The organism is Pseudomonas sp. ICMP 460, assembly GCF_002723595.1.
Classification (GTDB): Bacteria; Pseudomonadota; Gammaproteobacteria; order Pseudomonadales; family Pseudomonadaceae; genus Aquipseudomonas; species Aquipseudomonas kitaguniensis.
In genome coordinates this window covers 106962-128722 of record NZ_LKBR01000005.1, presented here as the reverse complement: position 1 = coordinate 128722, position 21761 = coordinate 106962, and the positions used below count along the sequence as shown (strand labels likewise).

Sequence of the window (21761 nt, the reverse complement as noted above, 5' to 3'; positions counted from 1 at the left end):
TCGATGTCCTTATTCGGTACAGTTGGGGTAGACGGTGCAGTTACGCCCATCAGGCATTTTGAAAGGTTTGAATTGAGGCGGAGTTACACACAGTTCTTCAATGTCGCGCCCCCAATTCCCCTTGCACGGTTTCCATCCACTAGTCGTTTTTATCCAATAGCGGTCAAAATAAGGCAGCTCTTCTTTCGCCACCGTCAGCACCATTTTCACGGTCTTGCCCGCCAACTGATCACGTTGCAACGCTGCACCCGGAAGGCTTTTCTGCACGACGCCATTCGCGTCCAACGCCCGGCACTGTAAGATTTTTACGATGTAACGACGCGAACCCATTGTGCGAAATAACCACTGGCATTGCCCTTGAAAGACTAGCGGTCCCGTATTGGGGAAAATGCGGACATTTTGTGACGGGTCATCTCGGATTGATAAACCGGCAGAGTCCATATCCATGTCCTGATCACGCTTTCCCCATTTTCCTTCGATATTCAGCGCGACACGTTTCAACACCATTGAGCATCCCTTTGCCGCGTCTGTTAGCGGCAACGTGAGTTCAGCTAGCCGTGTTACTTCGGGTTGCCCATCCTTGATAACTTTATGCGATGAACACGCCTCGTTTGATGCTGATTCGTAGTAGGTAACCGCACTAATATTAAAGTTTTCGGGTAATTCGGCTTGAAAAGTAAAATTTTCTGGTGGCGCTACTGAACAACCCGAAGCTCCCAACGCCATGGCGCTTGCAAATAAGAACCTCAGGTAGTGGCGCTTAACGTGTCGTACGCACATCATGCTGATTGCTCCAGTGGCATAGATCTATACGAACCCATCGTTTGATGTCCTTATTCGGTGCAGTTGGGGTAGACGGTGCAGTTACGTCCATCAGGCATTTTGAAATCAGTGAAGGTCGGTGGAGCCTGGCAGCGAAAAGTTTCTTTCGTTTCGACGCAAGGCTTCCAACCCTTTGGTGTTTCTAGCCATGAACGCCCAAAGTACGGCGTCTCCTCTCTCGCCACCGTCAGCACCATTTTCACGGTCTTGCCCGCCAACTGATCACGTTGCAACGCTGCACCCGCAAGCTGTTTTTGCACAACTCCATTTGCGTCTAGCGCTCGGCACTCTAGGATTTTCCTGATATACCGTTTCGGCCCCGCCGTGCGGAAAAACCACTGGCACTGCGCCTGAAAGACAAGCGGTCCCGAAATAGGGAAAGGGCGAACTGTTTCTGAAGGCTCGTCGCGTATTGATATACTGGCTTGTTGTAGACTCATGTCCAGTTCACGCTCGCCCCACTTCCCCTCGATGTGGAGCACAACCTTTTTCAGAACCATTGAACAGCCCTTCGCTGTGTCTGTGAGCGGTAGCTGGAGTTCAATAAGTTGCGCCGCGTTGCGTTCTTTGCTGCGAAAAGCTTTACGCTTAGAGCACATCCCGCCTGATTCTGATTCGTAATGTGTAACCGCACCAACAGTAAAGTTTTCCGGCAATTCAGCCTGAAAAGTAAAGCTTTTTGGCTGCACTATCGAACAGCCCGAAACTACCAACGCCATCGCGCTAGCAAATAAGAATCTAAGGTAGTGGGGCGTAACGTGTCGTACGCACATCATGCGGATTGCTCCAGTGACATAGGTTTATACGTGCCCATTTTTTATGTCCTTATTCAGTACAGTTGGGGTAGACGCTACAGTCACGTCCATCAGGCATTTTGAAAGACTTAAAATCTGTGATGTTTTCACGGCAAAAACCGTATAAATCATCAAGTCCTTTCCCCATACATCGCTTCCAGCCGGTTGGAAACTTAATCCAGTTGTCACCAACTGCTGGCAGCTCTTCTCTCGCCACCGTCAGCACCATTTTCACCGTCTTGCCCGCTAACTGATCACGTTGCAACGCTGCACCCGCAAGCTGTTTTTGCACAACGCCATTTGCGTCTAGCGCTCGGCACTCTAGGATTTCCTGATATAGCGTTTCTGTCCTGCCGTGCGGAAAAACCACTGGCACTGCCCCTGAAAGACAAGGGGTCCCGAAATAGGGAAAGGGTGAACTGTTTCTGACGGCTCGTCGCGTATTGTTATACTGGCCCGTTGAAGACTCATGTCCAGTTCACGCTTGCCCCACTGCCCCGTTATATGTAGCACAACCTTTTTCAGAACCATTGAACAGCCCTTCGCTGTGTCTGTGAGCGGTAGCTGGAGTTCAATAAGTTGCGCCGCGTTGCGTTCCTTGCTGCGAAAAGCTTTACGCTTAGAGCACATCTCGCCTGATGCTGATTCGTAATGTGTAACCGCACCAACAGTAAAGTTTTCCGGCAATTCAGCCTGAAAAGTAAAACTCTCCGTCTGCAGTATCGAACAGCCCGAAACTCCCAACGCTATTGCGCACGCAAACAAGCCCCGAAAACACTGCGGATTAACCCGACCTAAAACCCTCACACTGATGACTCCCCAGACCAGAAATTCACTTCATTAAACAGGCGCTCGAAGTGAACCTGCGGCGCTTCGCCGTTATGAGGTAACCAATTTTTTATAAGTGGCGGCTCAGCTTCATTCAGCTTGCTGATAATCAAAAAATGCACCTGCTCAGGCGCCGACCTCCCCACTCCTGAGCCTGCGAGAGTTGTTCCGTCAGCCACTCGCCGGGGTCTTGGCGTTGGCTGAGTCGCATCAGGTCGTCGCTGTGTTCTGCCCACAGATACCGGTAAATATTCGACTGAAGCATCTCCATCGACAGGCTTGCCGGCACTGGAACATTCAGCCATGGCGGGTCGGCAGGCAGCGGGTGTTCGCCGGGAGCCGGGTTGTGGGCGATTTCCCAGCCTGCGCCGTGCCAATAACACACACTGATCGCCGGCCCGAGGTACGCAGGGCGTGCCTCTTCCGGCATATGCCGCAAGGCTCGGCCCAGCACGCGGTTATCGTGAAAACGGTACAGCGCCTGGTTGGGCCGTGTGCCGGTAATCAAGCGCTCGCGCCAGTGCTGGCTCAGCGCAGGCAGGTCATCTTTGCCGATACTCGCCAGCCAGCCCCAATTGCGCTCGGGCACCTGCACCAGTCCTGTGATGCGTTCATCGTCCGGGTGGTCGACGTGGAGTATTAAAGGCCCCGCATCGGCCAAATCGCAGGCTTGGGTTTCCCGGTATACGTTGCGGTGCTGATCAGGTGTGCGGGTGTTCAACAAGGCGTGGCGGGCGTCGAGTTCGCTCCCCGAGCCGAGGATCAGGCACAGCGTGCGGTCGAGTGTGAGCTGTTCGAGCATCCATTGCCGAGGGCAGGTGGCCGTCATGCTGTCATTCCTTGGGGCAGGCAAAGGCCGTTCTTGCAGGCCTCGCAAAGCGGGCACGCGTCAGCGCCTTTGACGTTGCTGGCGGCTGTCAGCAACGCTTGCGTCGGGGCGAGTATTGGCAGTTCGGATGGGGTCGCCGAGGCCGTCAGTTCGCCCGGCGATAACGGTTTGGCGGGCGTCCCTCGCGCAGGTGCGCCGCCGATTTGAACCTCGGTACTGCTGAAAATACCGCCAGGGCCTATCACGATGTGTTGGCCACCGCCTTTGAAGGTAATGCTGGCTCCGGCATCAATGATGATGTTGGCCCCGGATTTGAGGTGCACTTCTTGGCCGCCCTCAATCACCAGCGTTTGACCCACACGGGTGTGGCTGCTGCCGGCGACCCGCAAATGGTCATTCGCCTTGAGCAGAACTTTGCGGTCAGCGCTGACGGTGCGGTGTTCTTGCGCCCCGAGCAGCGTGGTGCTGTTGCCGTGGATGGTTTGCCTGCGCTCGTTACCCACCTCCAGTCGGCTGTCATTGATGACCTTTTGCTCCATGTCGCGCTGAGCCCGCAGGTAAATCAGCTCCTGGCCGCTGCGGTCTTCAATCGACAGCTCGTTGTAGCCGCCACTCGCCGGAGAGCTGTGGCTACGCAACACAGTTTTGGTTTTGTTCTCCGGTAAAGCGTACGGCACCGGTGTGAGCTGGTTAGGCACACAGCCGGTAATCAGCGGGTTGTCGGGGTTACCTTCCAGGTAGGTCACCACCACTTCCATGCCGACGCGCGGGATGGTCACGCAACCAAAACTATCGCCCGCCCAACTGGATGAGACCCGCAGCCAACGGCTGCTTTTGTCGCTGCCCAGTTCGGCGCGGTCCCAGTGGAACTCGACCTTGACCCGCCCGTGTTCATCACAGAAAATTTCCTGGCCCTCAGGACCCGTGACACGGGCGGTCTGGCTGACCAACACCGACGTGCGCAAGACCAGCGGCGGGCGGTAGAACACGTCCCACGGGATCGCACTGAAGCTGTTTCGGTAACCTTGGGTAAAGCCGTCTTCGGGTTTAACCTCATCACTGATTGCTTCTTCAAGCACCTGCGGTTGTTTGCCGGAGTGGGTCACACTGAGCAACAACCACAACTCATTGCACTGCGCACGCGGATGCTCAGTCAGGTTGAAAAAGTAACCGCTGCGCAGGGTTGGCTGGTCGCTTTTGCCTTCGGCCAACTGGTAGTCGGCGCGGTGTCGCTCCAGCGCCTGTCGGGCGAGCTGCTTGCCGAGTTTTTCATTCTCGATCAGATGCGGGTAACCGTAGTCTTCAAGCGCAGGGCTGAACTCGGCAGTAAACTGGCTTTCGCGCAGCAAGCTCGGGCGTTGGAAATCATAGCCCCGGCGTGTGGCCTTGCTGGTGCGAGTGCTGAACCGTATGGAAAACTCGCTGACGACCGGGTGATCAGCCACCAGGCCAGTGCCTTGCTGATACGGCGTGTCACCCAGCAAAGGGAAGCAGGCCTGGTTGTCGGTGAAGACCAACTGGTGGCCATCCGGGCTGTGTTGGTGGTGCCACGAAATCCCGTCTTCACTGCACAACCGTTGAACGAATTCGAAGTCACTTTCCAGGTATTGAGTGCAGTATTCGCGCGCTGGGCGGGCGCTGACATGAAAGGTGTATGAATCGCCCTGAATACCGTGGCCATTGAGTACCTGGCTGACAATTTGCGGCACCGTCAACTGTTGGAAAATCCGTTGATCATGGCTGAACTGCAAGTAGTGCAGAGCCGGTACCAAGGTCAGGTGATAACGGGTCAGGCGCTTGCCGGCTTCACCCACGCACACCTCCTCGATGCGCCCATGAATACCTTCGCCGTTCAGGCCAAACTGCAAAAAAGCCGGCTGACTGAGCAGGCTCTCCAGATCGAAATCAGGGTACTCGCTGACCAGTTCAACCTGGAGCGCGTACAAGGTGCTGATGGCTTCGGTGCCGTGAAACGCCAGCACCTTGAAGTCGTTGCGAACAGTGGGAATCACCAACGCGAAGTGCGCAGTATTGGCCGGCGCGTACATGCGCTTTTCCTTCATCCGAGAGCGGGGCGGCAGGCAATGCTCAGGCCTCTGGCTTGAACACGCTTAAGTGTCGGGCACGCTAACAAACCGGAAAAAAAACTGATGCAGGACGCTTCCGACACGGCTGTCCGACCGTTCGTAAGCCTGCGCCGAAGTCACGTTGCATGACTTGCGCGGTTACCGCACTTAGCGGTTATAGAGGGCTAAATCTCACACGCCATGTGCCAGATAGCGCGTCAGCGCTACCCGGCGTTCAAGGCTGTAAACCAGGTTGAAATGGATGGCTTGATAAAACCATCTCAGGTGCCAAGACTTTTTGTACGTGGGGCTGACTCAGGACTTTCGCGTCAGCGGTTGCGCGGTGAACTTCACGCCGGCCAAACCCTGTGCAATCAAAGCACGAATGTTGCCGTGGTCGCTGCCCTCAGGCGTCGCCACTACCGAGCGGTAATGCTCGCCAAACGCGAGCAGCGCTTGCTGATCGCTCAAGCCTTCCAGCAACGCCAGGCCCAGCGTTTTGCACGAACCTTCGTTCTGCCCGGCAGCGTTTTCCACCGCGCCGTTGGTGAAGGCTTGCGGCTGATAGTCGTAACCTGCGGCAATAAAAGCCAGAGTGTCGGCAAACAGGTGTTCGCCGCTGTCGAGGCTGGCGCGCAGGGTGTTCAGGTCAGTCATGGGTTTTTCCTTTGGCGAACGCCGCCTGTTGATCGGCGCTGGCTTCTTTTTGATGCTCGGCTTTCCACTGCGCATACGGCATGCCGTACACCACTTCGCGGGCGTCATCCAGGCTCAGCTCGATGTGGCGCTGGTCGGCTTCGGCTTTGTACCACTTGGACAAGCAGTTGCGGCAGAAGCCTGCGAGGTTCATCAGGTCGATGTTCTGTACATCCTTGCGGCTGTCCAGGTGCGCTACCAGGCGGCGGAAGGCGGCGGCTTCAAGTTCCAGGCGTTGTTGATCGTTCATAGAGTTCTCTTGGGGGCAGCTTTCAGCAGGCAAGCTGCAAGTTGGAACAGGGGCAGCTTTCAGCAGGCAAGCTTCAAGCTGCAAGTTGGAACAGGGGCAGCTTTCAGCAGGCAAGCTTCAAGCTGCAAGTTGGAACAGGGGCAGCTTTCAGCAGGCAAGCTTCAAGCTGCAAGTTGGAACAGGGGCAGCTTTCAGCAGGCAAGCTTCAAGTTGCAAGTTGGAACAGGGGCAGCTTGTAGCTTGCAGCTAGCGGCTTGCAGCTTCAAACTTGCTGGTTACGGCTCGCCGCGAGCGTTATCGACACCGATTCGGCAAAGCGCAGCGCGTGCGGTTTGTCCACTTCGACTTCGGCGTACAGCACCGATTCGTTGCTCATCACCAGGTCCAGCAGTTCCTGGGTCAGGCGCTCGAGCAGGGCGAAGCGGTTGCCTTCGACGTGGGCGATGATGGCCTTGGTGATGGTGCGGTAATTCAGCGCGTGGTCTATATCATTGTCGCGCACGGCTTCTTGAGCGGCGTACAGAATGGTCAGGTTGATCAACACATCCTGCTTGTTGAGGATCTCGTCCTCGTTGATGCCGATGAAGGTGCGCAGGCACAGGTCCTTGACCCGGATGCGCGCCATGCCTGGTTGAAGTTGTGGCATTGTTACTTGCTCCGTCCAATCAGTTGCAGGAACTCCATGCGCGTGGTGTTCGATTCGCGGAACGCGCCGAGCATCACCGAGGTGTTCATGGTTGAGTTCTGTTTTTCCACGCCGCGCATCATCATGCACATGTGCCTGGCTTCGATGACCACCGCTACGCCGGCGGCCTGAGTGACCTGCTGGATCGCGTCGGCGATTTGCCGCGTGAGGTTTTCCTGAATCTGCAGGCGCCGCGCGAACATGTCGACAATGCGCGCAAGCTTCGACAGGCCGAGTACCTTGCCGGTCGGAATATAGGCCACATGGGCCTTGCCGATAAAGGGCAGCAGGTGGTGCTCGCACAGCGAATACAGTTCGATGTCTTTGAGGATCACCATCTCGTCATTGTCGGACGCGAACAGCGCGCCGTTGACGATTTCGTCCAGGTTCTGCGTGTAGCCGTGACACAGGTACTGCATGGCCTTGGCGGCGCGCTTCGGGGTGTCGAGCAGGCCTTCGCGTGCCGGGTCTTCACCCAGTCCTTTGAGTATCTCGTGGTAGTGGTGGGGCAGGGACAAGGTCATACAACATCCTCACAAACGGCTTACTTGATATGCCGCCCGCCGTTGACGGTCAGGGTGGTTCCGGTGACATAGGGGTTGTCCAGCAGGTAACGCACGCTCTGGTAGATCACCTCCGGCCCGGGCTCGATGCCCACGGCAGATTTGGCCAGCACCTTGGCGCGGTAGGCCGCGTCATCGCCTTCGTTGAACATCACCATGGCCGGAGCGATACCGTTGACCTTGATGTGCGGCGCAAATTGAGCGGCGAACGATAACGTCAAGCTGTCGAGCCCGGCCTTGGTTGCGCAGTAGGCGATGTGCTGGCGGCTGCCCTTGCGCACCACGTCATCGCTGACGTGCACGATGTCGGCAGGTGCAGAGCGTTGCAGCAAGGGTGAACAATGCAGGTTGATCAGGTAAGGCGCAAGCATGTGCACGCTGAACATATCGGCGAAAGCGCGGCTTTCGTCGCCAGGGGTTTCCGCGACCCAGGCCGAGGCGTTGTGGATGATCGCGCGCAGGCTATGGGTGTGCGCTTTCAGTGCTGTGATGAACGCAAGAATGCCGGCTTCGCTTGAGAAGTCGGCAAACACGCCGACCGCCCCGCGCTCGCGCAACGTGTGCACGCCGGCGCGTTCGCTGCGGTAGCTGAAAATCACCGAATGGCCTTCGTCCAGCAGGCGCTCGGCGCAATGCAGGCCGACACGCTGGCCGGCACCGGTGATCAGGATCGGGGCGTCTGTTGCAGTCATGGGAGGCTCACGTCGCGGGCAAGTTGAAACTATACCAGCGAGCGGTCGCCCCTGTACTCACGCAGCGGCTTCGGTGACCTTGCGCGCTACGGTCGGGTGCAGCCAGCTCGCCAGCAGGTGCGTCGAGAGCGGGATGAACACGTAAACCATCAGCGGTGTGAGCGCCAGCGTACTGACCAGCACGCGGGTGAACAGGTCCAGCTCGCCGAGCAGTGGCCCCAGCACGAAGTTGAACAGCAGCGACACCGGGAAGAATGCCAGCCAAATGGCCACTGCCTGCTTCCAGCGCGGCGGTCGTGCACCCACGGCGCCAAACCAGCCATCAATGCCACTGACGCGGTGCTCGGACGGGTCGGCGAACAGCTCGCTGCCACGGCTTAACCAGGTGCTGCGTGAGGCGGAGAATTCCCAGGCATGCAGGGTTTTTTCATCGGCGAAGCGGAAGATGATCTGGAATTCATCATCATTGGGCGGCGGTGCCAGCACGCCGGAACCCAGGTAACCGGGGAAGTCGGTGGCCAGTTGCTCGCCTTCGCGCAGCCAGGCCATCAGTTCTTCATAGCGCCCTTTTGCCACGCGGCGCGCAACCATCAGGGTGACGGGTGAGGTAGACATTGTGTATCTCCAAGTAATCAGGTGCGCTAAGCCGGGTAGGCGGCGCACAAACGTGGCGGCGGGTAGGCCACTACGTTGCTCTTTGTCGCACAAGCAGCAAGCAAGGATTATTCCTGTTTTACCTGAATACACCAGAGACTTCGGACGGATTGCCGTAGACCTTGAATCAGACGCCTCAATCAGCGTTAATGGGATTCAACTTCAACCGGCAGCTTGCCCCCACTGATGCCTGAAATCATTGATCTTCAACGCGAAACCACACAGGTCGACGACGTCGACGCCGAGGGGTTGTTTCCGATTCGCGAAGTCGCAAGGGTCACCGGGGTAAACCCGGTTACGTTGCGCGCGTGGGAGCGTCGCTACGGTTTGATCCAGCCCACGCGCACCGAAAGCGGGCATCGGTTGTATTCGAGCACCGATATCAACACCGTGCAGCGCATTCTGGAGTGGATCGAACGCGGCGTGGCTGTGAGCAAGGTCGGCAAGATTCTCGCGCGTGAAGAATCGCACGAGGTACCCGGCGGCGCGCAGTCTGCGGATACCCAAGATGATTGGCGCCAACTGCAAGCACAGATGCGCCTGGCAATCAGTGATTTTGATGACCGCGAACTGGACCGCGTCTACGGCCGGATTTTCTCGGCTTACCCTGTCAACGTTGCTTTTCAAGACATTCTGATGCCGCTGTGGCAACAACTGCAGCGCCATCAAGGGCGTTTTGGTCAAGCCAGTGAATGGCTGTTCTTTGATAACTTCCTGCGCTCGCGCACTGCGCAGCGCTTGCAGTTGGCCTGCGAGCTGCCGGTGCCCAGGGTGCTGTTGTCGGCGATTGACGCAGAGTGCCGCGAGCTTGAGTTACTGGTCGCAGGCTTATTGATGTCGGGAGAAGCGCTGGCGGTGAAAATCATCGGCGTCGGTCAGCCGTTCGACGAATTAACGCTGGTCTGCGAAAAAATGCGGCCACAGGCCTTGGTGCTGTTTTCCAACCGCTCGCCGACCAGTGATTTACCGGTGCGGCTCAAGCGCCTTGCGCTGACGCTCAATTGCCCCTTGCTGCTGGCCGGCGATGCGTGCGACCTGGCGCAAGACACCTTGGCAGGTAGTTCCATCGGCTGTCTGGGCAATGAAGGGCGTTTGATGCAACGCCGGCTGCAGCAATTTATCAGTGGCCGGTTGGACAGCTGAATCAGGCGTGTAAGTGTGGGTGAACCAGGCGGTGCTGGTGCAGGATGAACTGGCGCAGGCGCGCTATTTCATCCACATCACTTTGGCTCAGGCGGTAGGCGAATAAACCCCGGGCGGTTTCCCGCTCCAGCGTGCCGCGCAACGCAATGCGTTCGTAACCGGACGGGCTGAACCGCAGGCAAAAGGTTTTGGGTGGTTTGCCGCGGCCACGGTTCTCCAGCAGCACGCCCTTGAACGACACCTCATGCACCCACAAAGCGCCAGGGATGCTTTTCACGTTCTCCAGTGCCACCGGCTTTTCGAGCACCAGGCGCCAGGGGCGGATCATCGGGCCGTCTTCGAAAATGCTCGGCACGCCCAAACGCAGATGAACCGCATGAAACTCGTCTTCCACCAGGTGCAAGGGGAAGGTCAGTTGCTGGTTGTCGAACTGCGCCTGAATGGTCACGTTGTCGTGAGCGGCCAACCGGGTGAGCAAATCGCGAATCTGTGCACCGCCGTTGACGGTCAGGCTCGACCACGTATCCCGCAGGTTGAGCTGCGGGTTATGCGCCATGTCCTGGATAAACTCCATTTCGTCCTGCGTCAGTAAAGCGTCGCGTTGCATGATGTTGCTCAAGGGTTAAGTAATAAAAAACCAATATTGCTCTAACGACGGGGTTATTTACAGCGGGTTATGGCCGCTCGTCGACTTGAGTGCCGCCAACTGCTCTTTAAGCTCGGCCACTTGCGCTTCCAACTGCGCGACGCGCAACTGCGCTTTCACCTGTGTGGTGACATCTTTTTGTACGCCGACGAAATAGGTCTGCTTGTCAGCTTCGTTATACACCGTCGAAATCGACAGTTCGTTCCAGAAGCGCGTGCCGTCCTTGCGGTAGTTGCGCACTATTTCCCGGCAGGGCCGACCGCCGCCAAGCGCTTCACGAATGGCCAGCAAGCCAGGTTGGTCACGGTCACCCGACTGCAGGAAGCGGCAATCCTGATACAGGATGTCATCCAGGGTGTAGCCGGTCATGCGTTCGAACGCGGGGTTAACGTAGATCAGTGGTTTGTCCTGGCCTTCGCGTTCGGCGACGACGATGCCGTCGTTGGACGCATTGACGACCATTTGCATCAGTTGGGCATTAATCATAGAGCGGTCCATGGCGTGTTTCTGGCACTTGGAGTGTATGGCACAGGTTGAGTGTTGCACGGCACGCGCTGAAATATCTGCGCCAACTGCTAATATCCCACGCTTTCGCTTAACCACAGGATCAGATTGATGAAAGTCGCCATCCTTTCCGGCTCGGTTTACGGCACGGCTGAAGAAGTCGCCCGCCACGCTGCCGACCTCCTCAATGCAGCGGGTTTTGACGCCTGGCACAACCCTCGCGCCAGCCTGGCAGACGTGCAGGCCTTTGCCCCGCAGGCCTTTTTGGCGGTGACCTCGACCACCGGCATGGGCGAACTGCCAGACAACCTGCAACCTCTATATTCGAGCATTCGCGACCAACTGCCTGGCGCCTGGCGCGGCCTGCCCGGCGCGGTGATCGGCCTTGGCGACGCCAGTTATGGCGATACCTTTTGCGCTGGCGGCGAGCAACTGCGTGAGCTGTTCGTCGAACTCGGCGTGCGCGAAGTGCTGCCGATGCTGCGCCTGGACGCGAGTGAAAGTGTCACCCCGGAAACGGACGCTGAACCGTGGCTCGCCGAGCTGGTGACTGCACTGCGCGGTTGACCACAGGTTCGCTGCCTGCCCGTGTCACGCGGTGGGTAGCGCTTTTATTGGCGCCGCCGCGCTGACGCGGCGTGTACTATTCTAATGGCTGACTCGCTCGGTCATTAAGCTGGCTGCGAAGGCAACTACTTGCCGCGCGGCGTCTGACTAGACTGGCCTTCACCCAAAAAAATAATAAGAAAGCCCGCCATGGAGGTCGTTGCCGTGAGCTTATCGCCCGTTCAATCCTCACAGACTGTCAAAGAGCAGGTCAGCGCTGCCGAATGGCAAACCCGTGTCGACCTGGCCGCCAGCTATCGCCTGGTGGCGCCACAGGGTTGGGATGACCTGAGTTTCACGCATAGTTCGGCCAAGGTGCCGGGCACTGACGACTTCCTGATGTTGCACAACCACGGCCTGCTGACCTGCGGTAGTAGCATTGCCGACACTTTCCTGATGATGTTCACCTTCCAGCGCGCCTGCGATATACAGGTGCTGGCGCAGAACGGAGGGGCAGAGTTGATCACCATCGAACCGCAGATTCTGGCCGGTGCCAAGGCGATGGTGGCGGCTGTCACCCAGAGTGCCCAAGGTATGGGAGGGGCGCTGGCGTGGCCGGTGCTGTCAGGTAAATTGGACGCGCAAGACCCTGAGTATAAAAGCTGATGCCTCTCGCCGAAATTCCGCTTAGCGTCTGGCGCAAACGTGGCCAGGAATTCGTCTTTCGTGGCCACACGATTCGTTACTGGGTGGCCGGGCAGGGCGAACCGTTGCTGTTGATTCATGGTTTTCCCACCGCCAGTTGGGACTTTCATTACCTGTGGCAGCCGCTGGCGCAACGCAATCTAGTGATCGCGTGCGACATGCTCGGGTTTGGCGAATCGGCCAAGCCACTGGACCATGAATACTGCCTGTTGGAGCAGGCCGACCTGCAACAGGCGCTGCTCGACCACCTTCGAGTCACGCAGCCGGTGCATGTGTTGGCCCATGACTACGGCGACAGCGTTGCCCAAGAGCTATTGGCCCGCCATTACGAAGGGCGTTTTCGGTTGGCCAGCTGTGTCTTTCTCAACGGCGGGCTGTTCCCCGAAACCCATCGGCCGGCGCTCGTGCAAAAACTGTTGCTCAGCCCGCTCGGCTGGATGATCGGTCGCGCTTATGGGCGCACGGCCTTGTCGAACAGTTTCAGGCAGATTTTCGGCCCCGACACGCCGCCCAGTGAAAGCGCGCTGGATGATTTTTGGAGCCTGATCAATTGCAATGATGGCCCACGCATCCTGCACAAACTGATCGCCTACATTCCTCAGCGTCGCCGCCTGCGTGAGCGCTGGCTGGCGGCGATGCAACGTGACGAGGTGCCGTTGCGGGTGATCGACGGCGAAGTCGACCCGATCTCCGGCGCCCATATGGTGGAGCGCTATCACCAGTTGGTGCCCGGTGCCGACAGCGTGTTGTTGCCCTCTATTGGTCACTACCCACACATCGAGGCGCCGGTGCTGGTGCTTAAGCATTACCTGGCGTTTCGCGAGCGCATTGGTCAGCCAGCGCCGCGTGTCGCCTGTTCCTGAGCGACACGCATCCGGCAGCCATCATCATCGCGCTGCCTTATCGGGCACCATTCAGCCTCGGCCGTCTTTATTGTGACCAAAGGCTGCGTGTCTGACACTCACGCCATTCCCATTGTGGCCAGCGGAGTTCGGTATGAGTGAGTCAGTGCAGTTCAAGGATAAGGTCGTGATCGTCACCGGTGCCGGCGGCGGCTTGGGCCGTGCGCATGCGCTGCTGTTCGCCAGGCACGGGGCCAAAGTACTGGTCAACGACCTCGGTGGTTCCACTCAGGGCGAGGGCGCAAATGCGTCGGCTGCCGACCGGGTGGTCGCCGAAATACGCGAGGCGGGCGGCATTGCCGAAGCCAACCATGACTCCGTCACCGACGGTGACAAGATCGTGCAGAACGCGCTCGATGTATTCGGCCGCATCGACGTGGTGGTGAATAACGCCGGTATTCTGCGCGACAAGACCTTCCACAAAATGGACGACAGCGACTGGGACCTGGTTTACCGGGTGCATGTCGAAGGCGCTTACAAAGTGACCCGCGCCGTCTGGCCGCATCTGCGCGAGCAAGGTTATGGCCGCGTGATTTTTACCGCGTCCACGTCGGGCATCTACGGCAACTTCGGCCAATCCAACTACGGCATGGCCAAGTTGGGTTTGTACGGCTTGACCCGCACCCTGGCGCTGGAAGGGCGCAAACACAACATTCTGGTCAACGCCATCGCGCCCACCGGCGGCACGCGCATGACCGAGGGCTTGATCCCACCGCAGGTGTTCGAGCGCCTCAAACCGGAGTTGATCAGCCCACTGGTGGTGTACTTGGGCAGCGAGGTCTGCCAGGAAACCTCGGGGCTGTTTGAAGTGGGTGGCGGCTGGGTCGGCAAGACCCGCTGGGAGCGCAGCCTGGGCGTGGGGTTTGACCCGCAGGCCGGGTTCTCAGCCGATGACGTGGCGGCGCATTGGGCGCAGATTTGTGACTTCGAAGGCGCCGCGCATCCCAAGGACACGGTCGAGTCTTTGAAGGAGATGATGGCGAATTTGCAGAGGTTCGGCGGCTGATCATTGCTTGAACATTGTTCAATCATGCGGGGCGCGAAGAGCGCCCCGTTTTTTTGCGCGCATAAAAAAAGCCGCTGCAAAAGCAGCGGCCGAAGTCAGACGTTGGATCAAGGAGCGACAAATCAACGTCAGTGAACAGCGCTAACAGATTGATACAGCAGATCAATCCATTGGAATCAGACTTTTCGTGCAGTGACGCAAGCGGGCCATTGGCCCTGAAAGCCCGCTAAGAATAATCGTCTGTAACAAATTGAGTAATAGCGGTTCACGACAAGGACTGTTACGAAAACCGCAACAATATTCCCGGCCCACCTCAATACCCCTTGCCGCTCACCGCTTAAAGCTTGCAGCTTAAGTGGCGTGTATCCATCCACTTGATAACCCGCTATCTACCCAATCCATGGCCGTACGCGGACCCCGGCCTGCGGGCCGGCTAATCCTTTCGAGCGACAACACGAATACTCCTTTGGTGCGCTTATCGCTCTTGATCGGCGGCAGTACGGTGGAGCCTTCTGTCACTCACCGGGGAAGACGCATGACAAAAACAACAATGCGCGCCATCTTCACGCCACAGGCGCTCGCCGCTGCGGTTGCGTTGGGATGCTGTGCCCAGGCACAGGCTGTTTCGTTCAATATTGGCGAGATCGAAGGGCAATTCGATTCTTCGCTGTCGGTGGGTGCCAGTTGGGGCATGCGCGATGCCGACAAAAAACTTGTGGGCACACCCAACGGCGGCACGGGCCAGGCAACCACCGGGGATGACGGGCGACTCAACTTCAAGAAGGGCGAGACCTTCTCCAAGATCTTCAAGGGCATTCACGACCTGGAACTCAAGTACGGCGACAGCGGCGTGTTTGTGCGCGGCAAGTACTGGTACGACTTTGAGTTGCAGGACGAAGACCGCGAATTCAAGCAGATCAGCAATCACCATCGCGACGAGGGCGCCCGCTCTTCCGGCTACGAATTGCTCGATGCGTTCTTCTATCACAACTATTCGATTGGCGACCTGCCGGGCAACGTGCGCGTCGGCAAGCAGGTGGTGAGTTGGGGCGAGAGTACGTTTATCGGTAACTCGATCAACAGCATCAACCCCATCGACGTCTCGGCCTTCCGCCGTCCGGGCGCCGAGATCAAGGAAGGCCTGATCCCGGTCAACATGCTGTTCGCTTCCCAAAGCCTGACCAACCAGTTGTCGGTGGAAGGTTTTTACCAGTTGAACTGGGAAAACACCGTGCTGGATAACTGCGGCACATTCTTTGGTGGCGACGTGGCGGCCCACGGCTGTAATGGCAACTACACCGTTGGCAGCCCGGCGATTGCACCGTTGCAACCGGTGGCGGCCGCTTTCGGCCAGGGCTTTCAGGTCACGCGTGAAGGCGTGGTGGTGCAGCGCGCCAAGGACCGTGATGCGCGCGACAGTGGCCAGTTTGGCGCGGCGTTGCGCTGGCTCGGCGACGACACCGAGTACGGCCTGTACTTCATGAATTACCACAGCCGCACGCCCACCGTGGGCACCATTACCGCCAACACCAACCTGGCCACCATCGGGCGTATCGCCGCCACCGCCAATGCCATCGCGCCTGGCAGCGGTGCGGGCCTGGCCCAAAGCACGATGCTCGGCCGTGGCCAGTATTACCTCGATTACCCGGAAGACATTCGCCTGTACGGTGCCAGCTTCTCCACCACCTTGCCGACGGGCACGGCGTGGACCGGCGAGATCAGCTACCGGCCGAATGCGCCGGTGCAACTCAACACCACCGACCTGACGCTGGCGCTGGTCAACCCGATTGCGGGGAACACCGCCTCGCCGATTCGCAGTTCGTTTGGCGCTGATAACGCCGGCTATCGGCGTAAAGCAATCACCCAGATCCAGAGCACCATGACTCAGTTCTTTGACCAGGTGCTGGGCGCTGAACGGCTGACGCTGGTGGGCGAGGCGGCCTTTGTGCACGTCGGCGGCCTGGAAGACAAAAACAAACTGCGCTACGGCCGCGATTCGGTGTTCGGCGCCTACGGCTTTCAGGGTGATACCGACGGTTTTGTCACAGCCAATTCGTGGGGTTATCGCGCCCGCGCGATCCTCGACTACAACAACGTGTTCGCCGGGGTGAACCTCAAGCCCAACGTGTCTTGGTCCCAAGACGTCAGCGGCTATGGCCCCAACGGTTTGTTCAACGAAGGTGCCAAGGCGGTCAGCCTCGGCGTGGACGCGGACTACCGCAACACCTACACCGCCAGCCTGAGCTACACCGACTTTTTTGGCGGCGACTACAACACCCTCACCGACCGCGACTTTATCGCCCTCAGCGTCGGTGTGAACTTCTGATCGGGTTAAAGCAAGGATAAGTACCTATGCACAAGATAATTGCAGTGATGGCCCTGAGTTTGCTGGCGACCAGCGTGCTGGCGGCGGTCCCGCCCGAAGAAGCTGCCAGGCTCGGCACCAGCCTCACGCCGATGGGTTCCGAAAAAGCCGGCAATGCCGATGGCTCGATTCCGGCCTGGACCGGCGGCATCCCTAAAAACGCGGGTGCGGTCGACAGCAAAGGCTTCCTCGCTGACCCGTTTGCCAACGAAAAGCCGCTGTTCGTGATCACCGCCGCCACGGTAAACACGTACAAAGACAAACTCTCCGACGGCCAAGTGGCGATGTTCAAGCGCTACCCCGAGACCTACAAGATCCCGGTGTACCCAAGCCATCGCACGGTCAACCTGCCGCCGGATATTTATGAGTCGATCAAGCGCAGTGCGCTGAACGTGCACGCGATCAACGACGGCAACGGCCTGGAAAATTTCACCGGCAACCGCTACTACGCGTTCCCGATTCCGAAGAGCGGCGTGGAGGTGCTGTGGAACCACATCACCCGTTACCACGGCGGCAACCTGCGGCGCATCATCACCCAGGCCACCCCGCAAACCAACGGCAGCTACACCTCGATTCGCTTCGAGGAAGAAGTCGCGGTGCCGCAAGCCATCGCCGACATCGACCCGGCCAAGGCGGCCAACGTGCTGAGTTTTTTCAAACAGTCGGTCACCGCCCCGGCGCGCCTGGCGGGCAACGTGCTGCTGGTGCACGAAACGCTCGACCAAGTGAAGGAGCCGCGCCTGGCGTGGATCTACAACGCCGGCCAGCGCCGCGTGCGCCGCGCGCCGCAAGTCTCGTATGACGGCCCTGGCACGGCCTCCGATGGCCTGCGCACCACGGATAACTTCGACATGTTTTCCGGTGCGCCCGACCGTTACGACTGGAAGCTGGTCGGCAAGAAGGAGATGTACATTCCCTACAACAGCTACAAGCTGGATTCGCCGCGCCTCAAGTACGACGACATCATCAAGGCTGGGCATATCAACCAGGACCTGACCCGCTATGAGCTGCACCGGGTGTGGGAAGTGGTCGGCACCGTCAAGCCGAGCGAGCGACACATCTACGCCAAGCGCCACATGTACATCGACGAAGACAGTTGGCAGGTCGCGCTGGTGGACCACTACGACGGCCGCGGCCAACTGTGGCGCATCGCCGAGGGCCATGCACAGTTCTACTATGACCACCAAGTGCCGGCCTACACCGTGGAAACCCTGTACGACATCATCGCCGGCCGCTACCTCGCACTCGGCATGAAGAACGAAGAGAAGAGCAGCTTCGTGTTCGGCTTCGCGGCCAAGGCGGCCGACTACACCCCGGCAGCGTTGCGCGCAGAGGGCGTTCGCTGATCCTTGGAGGAGTAATTTGTGTGTGTGGCGAGCGGGCTTGCTCGCGTTGGGTTGCGCAGCAGCCCCAAAACCTGACGACTCGGTACACCAGACTCACCGCAGCGGTCTTACAGGGGCCGCTGCGCAACCCAACGCGAGCAAGCCCGCTCGCCACAATTGATGCTCCCCAATCAACCCGCTGAATACTTCTTCAACAACCGCCGCCCACAGGACTAGGGTAGGCGGCAGGTTGCATAACAATAAAAAAGCAGGATGCAGCAATGACCGCCATGACACGCTGCCTGGACCGTCCTGGATTCATGCCACGGCTGTCTGCCCACCATCTGCTGCGCCCGCGCCTTGCCGGGCCTTTGCTCGCGGCGCAGGCACGTGTGAAATTGCTCTGCGCGCCGGGCGGCAGTGGCAAAAGCGCGCTGCTCGCCGAGTGTGCATTGCAGGCCCCGACGGGCTGCCAGGTGTATTGGCTGCCACTCAACGGCAGCGTGCTCAGCCCTGTCGATTTCTGCTCGCGGCTCGCACAAAACCTCGGCCTGGCGTTTGTCGACGAAGCGACCTTGCTGCTCGACCTCAGCCGTTGGAAAAACCCTGCATGGCTATTTTTCGATGATTTCTGTCGCCTGCCCGCGCCCGCGCTGGACGCTTTGCTCGACCGCTTGCTCAGCGCCAGCAGCCCCGCGCTGACCTGGTGGCTGGGTGCGCGGCGGCGCCCGCTGTGCAACTGGCCCCGGCTGTTGCTCGACGACGAGCTAGTGGAATGCACTGACTTGCTCTTCAGCCCTGCGGAGGTCCAGCAACTGCTCGGCCATTGCCATGGACACGGCCACAGCGTCGACAGCGTGATGCGGTTCAGCGCCGGTTGGTGCGCCGGCGTGCGCATCGCCTTGCTCGGTGACGGGCACCCCGAAAAAACCCTGCTCGACTATCTGCAACACGAGCTGCTGCGCACCTTGCCGATGGAACTGGACGAAGCCTGGCGGGTGTTGGCGCATTTGCCGCGATTCAATGCGGGCTTGTGCGAGCACCTGTTCGGTTCGGGCGACGGCGATCAGTACCTGCGCGATTTGCAGGCGCTGGGTGCGTTTATCCAACCCTGGGACGACAGCGCCGATTGGCTGCAGGTGTTCCCGCCCGTGGCGCAATTGATCCGCGATGCGCCCTGGCCGGCCAAGCGCGCCTGGCACCGGCGTGCCTGCCAATGGTTCACCCGCCAACAAGACTGGCAAGCCGCCTTCGAACAGGCGCTGTTGGCCGAAGCCTATGAAGTGGCTGTCAGCCTGCTACAGCATTTCAGTTTTGAAGACCTGTTCCGCGAGCAAAACGTGGTGCTGCTGTTGCGCCTGCATGAGCAACATGGCGATGAGCTGATGCTTGGCTCAGCGCAACTTGTGGGGCTGTTGACGGCCGCATTGTTGTTTGCCGGGCGGTTCGACCAGGCGGCAGCGTGCATAGACCAGCTCGCGCGGTTCGCGCCGCAACCGACTGCGGCGCAACAGCGCTATCTGTTGGCCTGCTGGCAAGCGCAATGGGGCTGGTTGCTGCATTTGGGCGGCGATGCCGAGCGCTCCCGCGAGCATTTTCTGGAGGCGTTGCAAGCCTTGCCCGACAGCGCCTGGACCTCGCGCCTGATGTGCCTTTCGGGCCTGACCCAACAAGCCTTGTTGCGCGGTGAGTTGGACGTGGCGCAAGGCTTGAACCGCGAAGCCCTGTGCCTGGCCCGCGCGCACGGCTCGCTGGTGCTGGAGGCGTTGCTGGAGCTGGACCACGCGCAATTGCTGGAGCAGCGCGGCGTGCCGTATCGGGCGCAGAGCCTGCTGGAAAACGTACAGGCGATGCTGGCTCGGCAGCGGCTCAAGGCGCAGCCATTGGAAGGCCGAATCGCTTTGCGGCGCGGGCATTTGGCGCTGCGCCAAGGGCACGACAGCCTGGCCACCGAGTGTTTCGAGGCCGGGTTGAAGCTGTGCCTGCACAGCCAGGACAAGCGCGTGCTGTACGGGTTTCTCGGCCTGGCGCTGCTCGCCGCGAACCACGGCGATTACGCCCAGGCCTTTGTCCAACTGCGTGAGGCCGAGCGCCTGATGCAACAACGGCAGGTGCCGGACACGGTGTATCGCGCGGTGCTGCTATTGGTCAGCGGGCATTTTTGGCTGCAACAGGGCCGTGCCGAATTGACCGTGGCAGCGGTGCGGCGAGTGCTGCGTCACTTTCGTGGGCCACAGGCCCGACAGGCGCCGCCGGCCACGCTGGAACTGATCCCGCGGCTCGAATATTTGCTGGTGCTGGCCGAAGTAAAACTGGGCTGCGCCGATCAACCTGTGGCGCGCTTGAATGCCTTGCTCACCACCACGCAACAGCGCGGCATGCTGTGCCTGGAGACCGAATTGCACCTGGTATTGGGCGAGGTGGCCTGGCAACTCGGCGATGCGGCCCTGGCCCGTCGCGCCCTGCAAGCCGGGTTGGCATTGGCCGGACGTTGCCAGGTGCAGCAGGCGATTCGCGAGCTGCGTTTGCGCTCGCCAGGGCTATTGAGTGAGCTGGGCCTGGAGGCGCAGGCGGCACCCAGCGCTGCGCTGCAAAACCCGCTGAGCCAGCGTGAGCTGGAAGTGCTGCAATTGATCGCCCTCGGCAACTCCAACCTGGAAATCGCCAATCGGCTGTTTATCTCCCTGCACACCGTCAAGACCCACGCACGGCGCATCCACAGCAAGCTCGGCGTGGAGCGCCGTACACAAGCGGTGGCCAAGGCGAAGACGTTGGGGTTGATGGCGTGAAGGTTCAGGCGGCGCAGAACGCCTGGCGGTATTCGCCAGGCGTGGCGCCCATGGCCTGGCGAAAACGTTGGCTGAAGTGGCTGGCGCTGGCGAAACCGCACAACCAGGCAATTTCACCCAGCGCCAGGGCGCCGCTGCGCAGCAGGCTTTGCGCGCGGGCCAGGCGCCGCGCCAACAGGTATTGATGCGGCGGCAGGCCGAAGCTTTGGCGGAACATCCGCGCAAAGTGGTATTCCGACAGCGTACACATCGCGGCCAATTGGCTCAGGCTGATCGGGTCTTGCAGGTGGTGGTCGATGTAGTCCACCAACAGCCGCCGTTGGTGCGCCGCCAACCCGCCTTTCAAGCGCAGCCCGTCACGCGCGCCGACTTGGCTGAGCAATGTGTGGCTGAGCATTTCATGCGCCAGGCTGCTGGTCAGCAAGCGCTCGGCGGGCTCGTGCCAGTTGAGGGCGATCAACTGGTGAAAGCGCCGGGCCTGGTGTGCGTCTTCAAGAAAGGTGCTTTCGCGCAATTGCAATTCACGCGGCTCACGGTCGAGCAGGGTGACGCAACCGAGGGCAAATTGCTCGGCGCTGAAATACACATGGGCCAGGCGAATCTCACCGTTGATCACCCAGGCTGACTGGTGCTCGGCGGGCAAAATGCACAGTTTGTCGGGGCCGCCTTTGGTGCCCGGCTGGTCGCGGCGAAAGGTGCCGGTGCCGCCGCCGATATAGCACGACAACGTATGGTGGCTGGGCGCCTGGTAATCCTGTGCATCGTGATGGTTGCTCCACACCGCCGCAGACACGCCGTCACCGAGCTCGGCGCAGGCTTCAAGGCGTGCGTTGGGCGAGCGGTTAAGCGCTTGAAACACGTGCAGCGATTCCAGATCAGGCATGGTGTGTACTCGTTGACGCCTTGCATCGTACTCCGCAGCGCGCGGGCTGTGAGCGCGTAGCGCAACAA

Annotated in this window: 22 protein-coding genes; 8 read left to right on the top strand and 14 right to left on the bottom strand. The window is 59.5% G+C overall.

The window, feature by feature from the left end; translation table 11 throughout:
* Window positions 1–9: 9 nt before the first annotated feature.
* The 11 genes from AO240_RS06015 to AO240_RS05965 form a co-directional block, all read right to left on the bottom strand.
* On the bottom strand, window positions 10–783 hold the full coding sequence (locus AO240_RS06015) for a hypothetical protein (protein WP_256585863.1): 774 nt from the start codon (window positions 781–783) through the stop codon (window positions 10–12).
* Window positions 784–833: 50 nt separating this feature from the next.
* A complete protein-coding gene (locus AO240_RS06010; protein ID WP_099235581.1) occupies window positions 834–1541 on the bottom strand; it encodes a hypothetical protein in 708 nt (235 codons plus the stop codon).
* A gap of 106 nt (window positions 1542–1647) precedes the next feature.
* Window positions 1648–1986 (bottom strand): hypothetical protein, encoded by a 339-nt coding sequence (locus AO240_RS28850; RefSeq protein ID WP_256585862.1) that lies wholly within the window; start codon window positions 1984–1986, stop codon window positions 1648–1650.
* 567 nt (window positions 1987–2553) lie between these two features.
* Entirely contained in the window at window positions 2554–3273 is a 720-nt protein-coding gene (locus AO240_RS06000; protein ID WP_256585861.1) for a DUF4123 domain-containing protein, read from the bottom strand.
* Window positions 3270–5321 (bottom strand): type VI secretion system tip protein VgrG, encoded by a 2052-nt coding sequence (locus tag AO240_RS05995; RefSeq protein ID WP_099235553.1) that lies wholly within the window; start codon window positions 5319–5321, stop codon window positions 3270–3272. The genes AO240_RS06000 and AO240_RS05995 overlap by 4 nt, the downstream gene beginning before the upstream one ends.
* A 333-nt stretch (window positions 5322–5654) precedes the next feature.
* Window positions 5655–5996 (bottom strand): HopJ type III effector protein, encoded by a 342-nt coding sequence (locus AO240_RS05990; protein WP_058414925.1) that lies wholly within the window; start codon window positions 5994–5996, stop codon window positions 5655–5657.
* Entirely contained in the window at window positions 5989–6285 is a 297-nt protein-coding gene (locus tag AO240_RS05985) for a DUF1244 domain-containing protein (RefSeq protein WP_099235552.1), read from the bottom strand. The genes AO240_RS05990 and AO240_RS05985 overlap by 8 nt, the downstream gene beginning before the upstream one ends.
* Before the next feature lie 262 nt (window positions 6286–6547).
* Window positions 6548–6931, bottom strand: a complete 384-nt coding sequence (gene folX, locus AO240_RS05980; RefSeq protein WP_099235551.1) for a dihydroneopterin triphosphate 2'-epimerase — start codon at window positions 6929–6931, stop codon at window positions 6548–6550.
* A gap of 2 nt (window positions 6932–6933) precedes the next feature.
* Window positions 6934–7494: a GTP cyclohydrolase I FolE gene (gene folE / locus AO240_RS05975; protein ID WP_099235550.1), complete on the bottom strand. Its 561-nt coding sequence runs from the start codon at window positions 7492–7494 to the stop codon at window positions 6934–6936.
* Window positions 7495–7514: 20 nt separating this feature from the next.
* Window positions 7515–8225 carry a dihydromonapterin reductase gene (gene folM, locus AO240_RS05970; RefSeq protein ID WP_099235549.1) on the bottom strand — a complete coding sequence of 237 codons (711 nt, stop codon included), beginning with the start codon at window positions 8223–8225 and terminating at the stop codon, window positions 7515–7517.
* 57 nt (window positions 8226–8282) lie between these two features.
* Window positions 8283–8840, bottom strand: coding sequence for a hypothetical protein (locus AO240_RS05965; protein ID WP_058414920.1), 558 nt, complete (start codon window positions 8838–8840; stop codon window positions 8283–8285).
* A gap of 225 nt (window positions 8841–9065) precedes the next feature.
* Between AO240_RS05965 and AO240_RS05960 the strand changes: the two genes are divergently transcribed.
* The gene (locus AO240_RS05960) at window positions 9066–10022 is read left to right on the top strand and encodes a MerR family transcriptional regulator (RefSeq protein ID WP_099235548.1); all 957 of its coding nucleotides are present in this window, start codon (window positions 9066–9068) and stop codon (window positions 10020–10022) included.
* Window position 10023: 1 nt separating this feature from the next.
* On the opposite strand, the gene AO240_RS05955 is transcribed toward AO240_RS05960, so the two are convergent.
* Both AO240_RS05955 and AO240_RS05950 read right to left on the bottom strand, forming a co-directional pair.
* Entirely contained in the window at window positions 10024–10629 is a 606-nt protein-coding gene (locus AO240_RS05955; protein WP_099235547.1) for a hypothetical protein, read from the bottom strand.
* Between the two features lie 57 nt (window positions 10630–10686).
* Complete coding sequence (locus tag AO240_RS05950; RefSeq protein ID WP_099235546.1) at window positions 10687–11154, bottom strand: PAS domain-containing protein; 468 nt, start codon at window positions 11152–11154, stop codon at window positions 10687–10689.
* 129 nt (window positions 11155–11283) lie between these two features.
* On the opposite strand from AO240_RS05950, the gene AO240_RS05945 reads away from it, so the two are divergent.
* The 7 genes from AO240_RS05945 (at window position 11284) to AO240_RS05915 (ending at window position 20810) form a co-directional block, all read left to right on the top strand.
* Window positions 11284–11739 carry a flavodoxin gene (locus tag AO240_RS05945; protein ID WP_099235545.1) on the top strand — a complete coding sequence of 152 codons (456 nt, stop codon included), beginning with the start codon at window positions 11284–11286 and terminating at the stop codon, window positions 11737–11739.
* Window positions 11740–11943: 204 nt separating this feature from the next.
* Complete coding sequence (locus AO240_RS05940) at window positions 11944–12384, top strand: class II aldolase/adducin family protein (RefSeq protein ID WP_099235580.1); 441 nt, start codon at window positions 11944–11946, stop codon at window positions 12382–12384.
* Window positions 12384–13286, top strand: coding sequence for an alpha/beta fold hydrolase (locus AO240_RS05935; protein ID WP_099235544.1), 903 nt, complete (start codon window positions 12384–12386; stop codon window positions 13284–13286). The genes AO240_RS05940 and AO240_RS05935 overlap by 1 nt, the downstream gene beginning before the upstream one ends.
* Before the next feature lie 133 nt (window positions 13287–13419).
* Window positions 13420–14331 (top strand): SDR family oxidoreductase, encoded by a 912-nt coding sequence (locus AO240_RS05930; RefSeq protein ID WP_099235543.1) that lies wholly within the window; start codon window positions 13420–13422, stop codon window positions 14329–14331.
* Window positions 14332–14866: 535 nt separating this feature from the next.
* Complete coding sequence (locus tag AO240_RS05925; protein WP_099235542.1) at window positions 14867–16657, top strand: DUF1302 domain-containing protein; 1791 nt, start codon at window positions 14867–14869, stop codon at window positions 16655–16657.
* A gap of 26 nt (window positions 16658–16683) precedes the next feature.
* Complete coding sequence (locus tag AO240_RS05920) at window positions 16684–18042, top strand: DUF1329 domain-containing protein (RefSeq protein WP_099235541.1); 1359 nt, start codon at window positions 16684–16686, stop codon at window positions 18040–18042.
* 260 nt (window positions 18043–18302) lie between these two features.
* Window positions 18303–20810, top strand: a complete 2508-nt coding sequence (locus tag AO240_RS05915) for a LuxR C-terminal-related transcriptional regulator (protein WP_099235540.1) — start codon at window positions 18303–18305, stop codon at window positions 20808–20810.
* Window positions 20811–20814: 4 nt separating this feature from the next.
* Here AO240_RS05915 and AO240_RS05910 read toward each other — a convergent pair whose 3' ends face one another.
* Window positions 20815–21693, bottom strand: a complete 879-nt coding sequence (locus AO240_RS05910) for a helix-turn-helix domain-containing protein (protein ID WP_099235539.1) — start codon at window positions 21691–21693, stop codon at window positions 20815–20817.
* Window positions 21694–21761: the final 68 nt, after the last annotated feature.

Excerpts from the sequence above, each read along its gene's own strand:
- AO240_RS05985 (WP_099235552.1), bottom strand. The coding sequence starts at position 6,285 with ATGAACGATCAACAACGCCTGGAACTTGAAGCCGCCGCCTTCCGCCGC.
- AO240_RS05945 (WP_099235545.1), top strand. The coding sequence starts at position 11,284 with ATGAAAGTCGCCATCCTTTCCGGCTCGGTTTACGGCACGGCTGAAGAA.
- AO240_RS06010 (WP_099235581.1), bottom strand. The coding sequence starts at position 1,541 with ATGGCGTTGGTAGTTTCGGGCTGTTCGATAGTGCAGCCAAAAAGCTTT.
- AO240_RS05950 (WP_099235546.1), bottom strand. The coding sequence starts at position 11,154 with ATGATTAATGCCCAACTGATGCAAATGGTCGTCAATGCGTCCAACGAC.
- AO240_RS05965 (WP_058414920.1), bottom strand. The coding sequence starts at position 8,840 with ATGTCTACCTCACCCGTCACCCTGATGGTTGCGCGCCGCGTGGCAAAA.
- AO240_RS05915 (WP_099235540.1), top strand. The coding sequence starts at position 18,303 with ATGACCGCCATGACACGCTGCCTGGACCGTCCTGGATTCATGCCACGG.
- folX (WP_099235551.1), bottom strand. The coding sequence starts at position 6,931 with ATGCCACAACTTCAACCAGGCATGGCGCGCATCCGGGTCAAGGACCTG.
- folE (WP_099235550.1), bottom strand. The coding sequence starts at position 7,494 with ATGACCTTGTCCCTGCCCCACCACTACCACGAGATACTCAAAGGACTG.
- AO240_RS05955 (WP_099235547.1), bottom strand. The coding sequence starts at position 10,629 with ATGCAACGCGACGCTTTACTGACGCAGGACGAAATGGAGTTTATCCAG.
- AO240_RS05925 (WP_099235542.1), top strand. The coding sequence starts at position 14,867 with ATGACAAAAACAACAATGCGCGCCATCTTCACGCCACAGGCGCTCGCC.
- AO240_RS05930 (WP_099235543.1), top strand. The coding sequence starts at position 13,420 with ATGAGTGAGTCAGTGCAGTTCAAGGATAAGGTCGTGATCGTCACCGGT.
- AO240_RS05910 (WP_099235539.1), bottom strand. The coding sequence starts at position 21,693 with ATGCCTGATCTGGAATCGCTGCACGTGTTTCAAGCGCTTAACCGCTCG.
- AO240_RS06000 (WP_256585861.1), bottom strand. The coding sequence starts at position 3,273 with ATGACGGCCACCTGCCCTCGGCAATGGATGCTCGAACAGCTCACACTC.
- AO240_RS05995 (WP_099235553.1), bottom strand. The coding sequence starts at position 5,321 with ATGTACGCGCCGGCCAATACTGCGCACTTCGCGTTGGTGATTCCCACT.
- AO240_RS05935 (WP_099235544.1), top strand. The coding sequence starts at position 12,384 with ATGCCTCTCGCCGAAATTCCGCTTAGCGTCTGGCGCAAACGTGGCCAG.
- AO240_RS05990 (WP_058414925.1), bottom strand. The coding sequence starts at position 5,996 with ATGACTGACCTGAACACCCTGCGCGCCAGCCTCGACAGCGGCGAACAC.
- AO240_RS05960 (WP_099235548.1), top strand. The coding sequence starts at position 9,066 with ATGCCTGAAATCATTGATCTTCAACGCGAAACCACACAGGTCGACGAC.
- AO240_RS06015 (WP_256585863.1), bottom strand. The coding sequence starts at position 783 with ATGATGTGCGTACGACACGTTAAGCGCCACTACCTGAGGTTCTTATTT.
- AO240_RS05920 (WP_099235541.1), top strand. The coding sequence starts at position 16,684 with ATGCACAAGATAATTGCAGTGATGGCCCTGAGTTTGCTGGCGACCAGC.
- folM (WP_099235549.1), bottom strand. The coding sequence starts at position 8,225 with ATGACTGCAACAGACGCCCCGATCCTGATCACCGGTGCCGGCCAGCGT.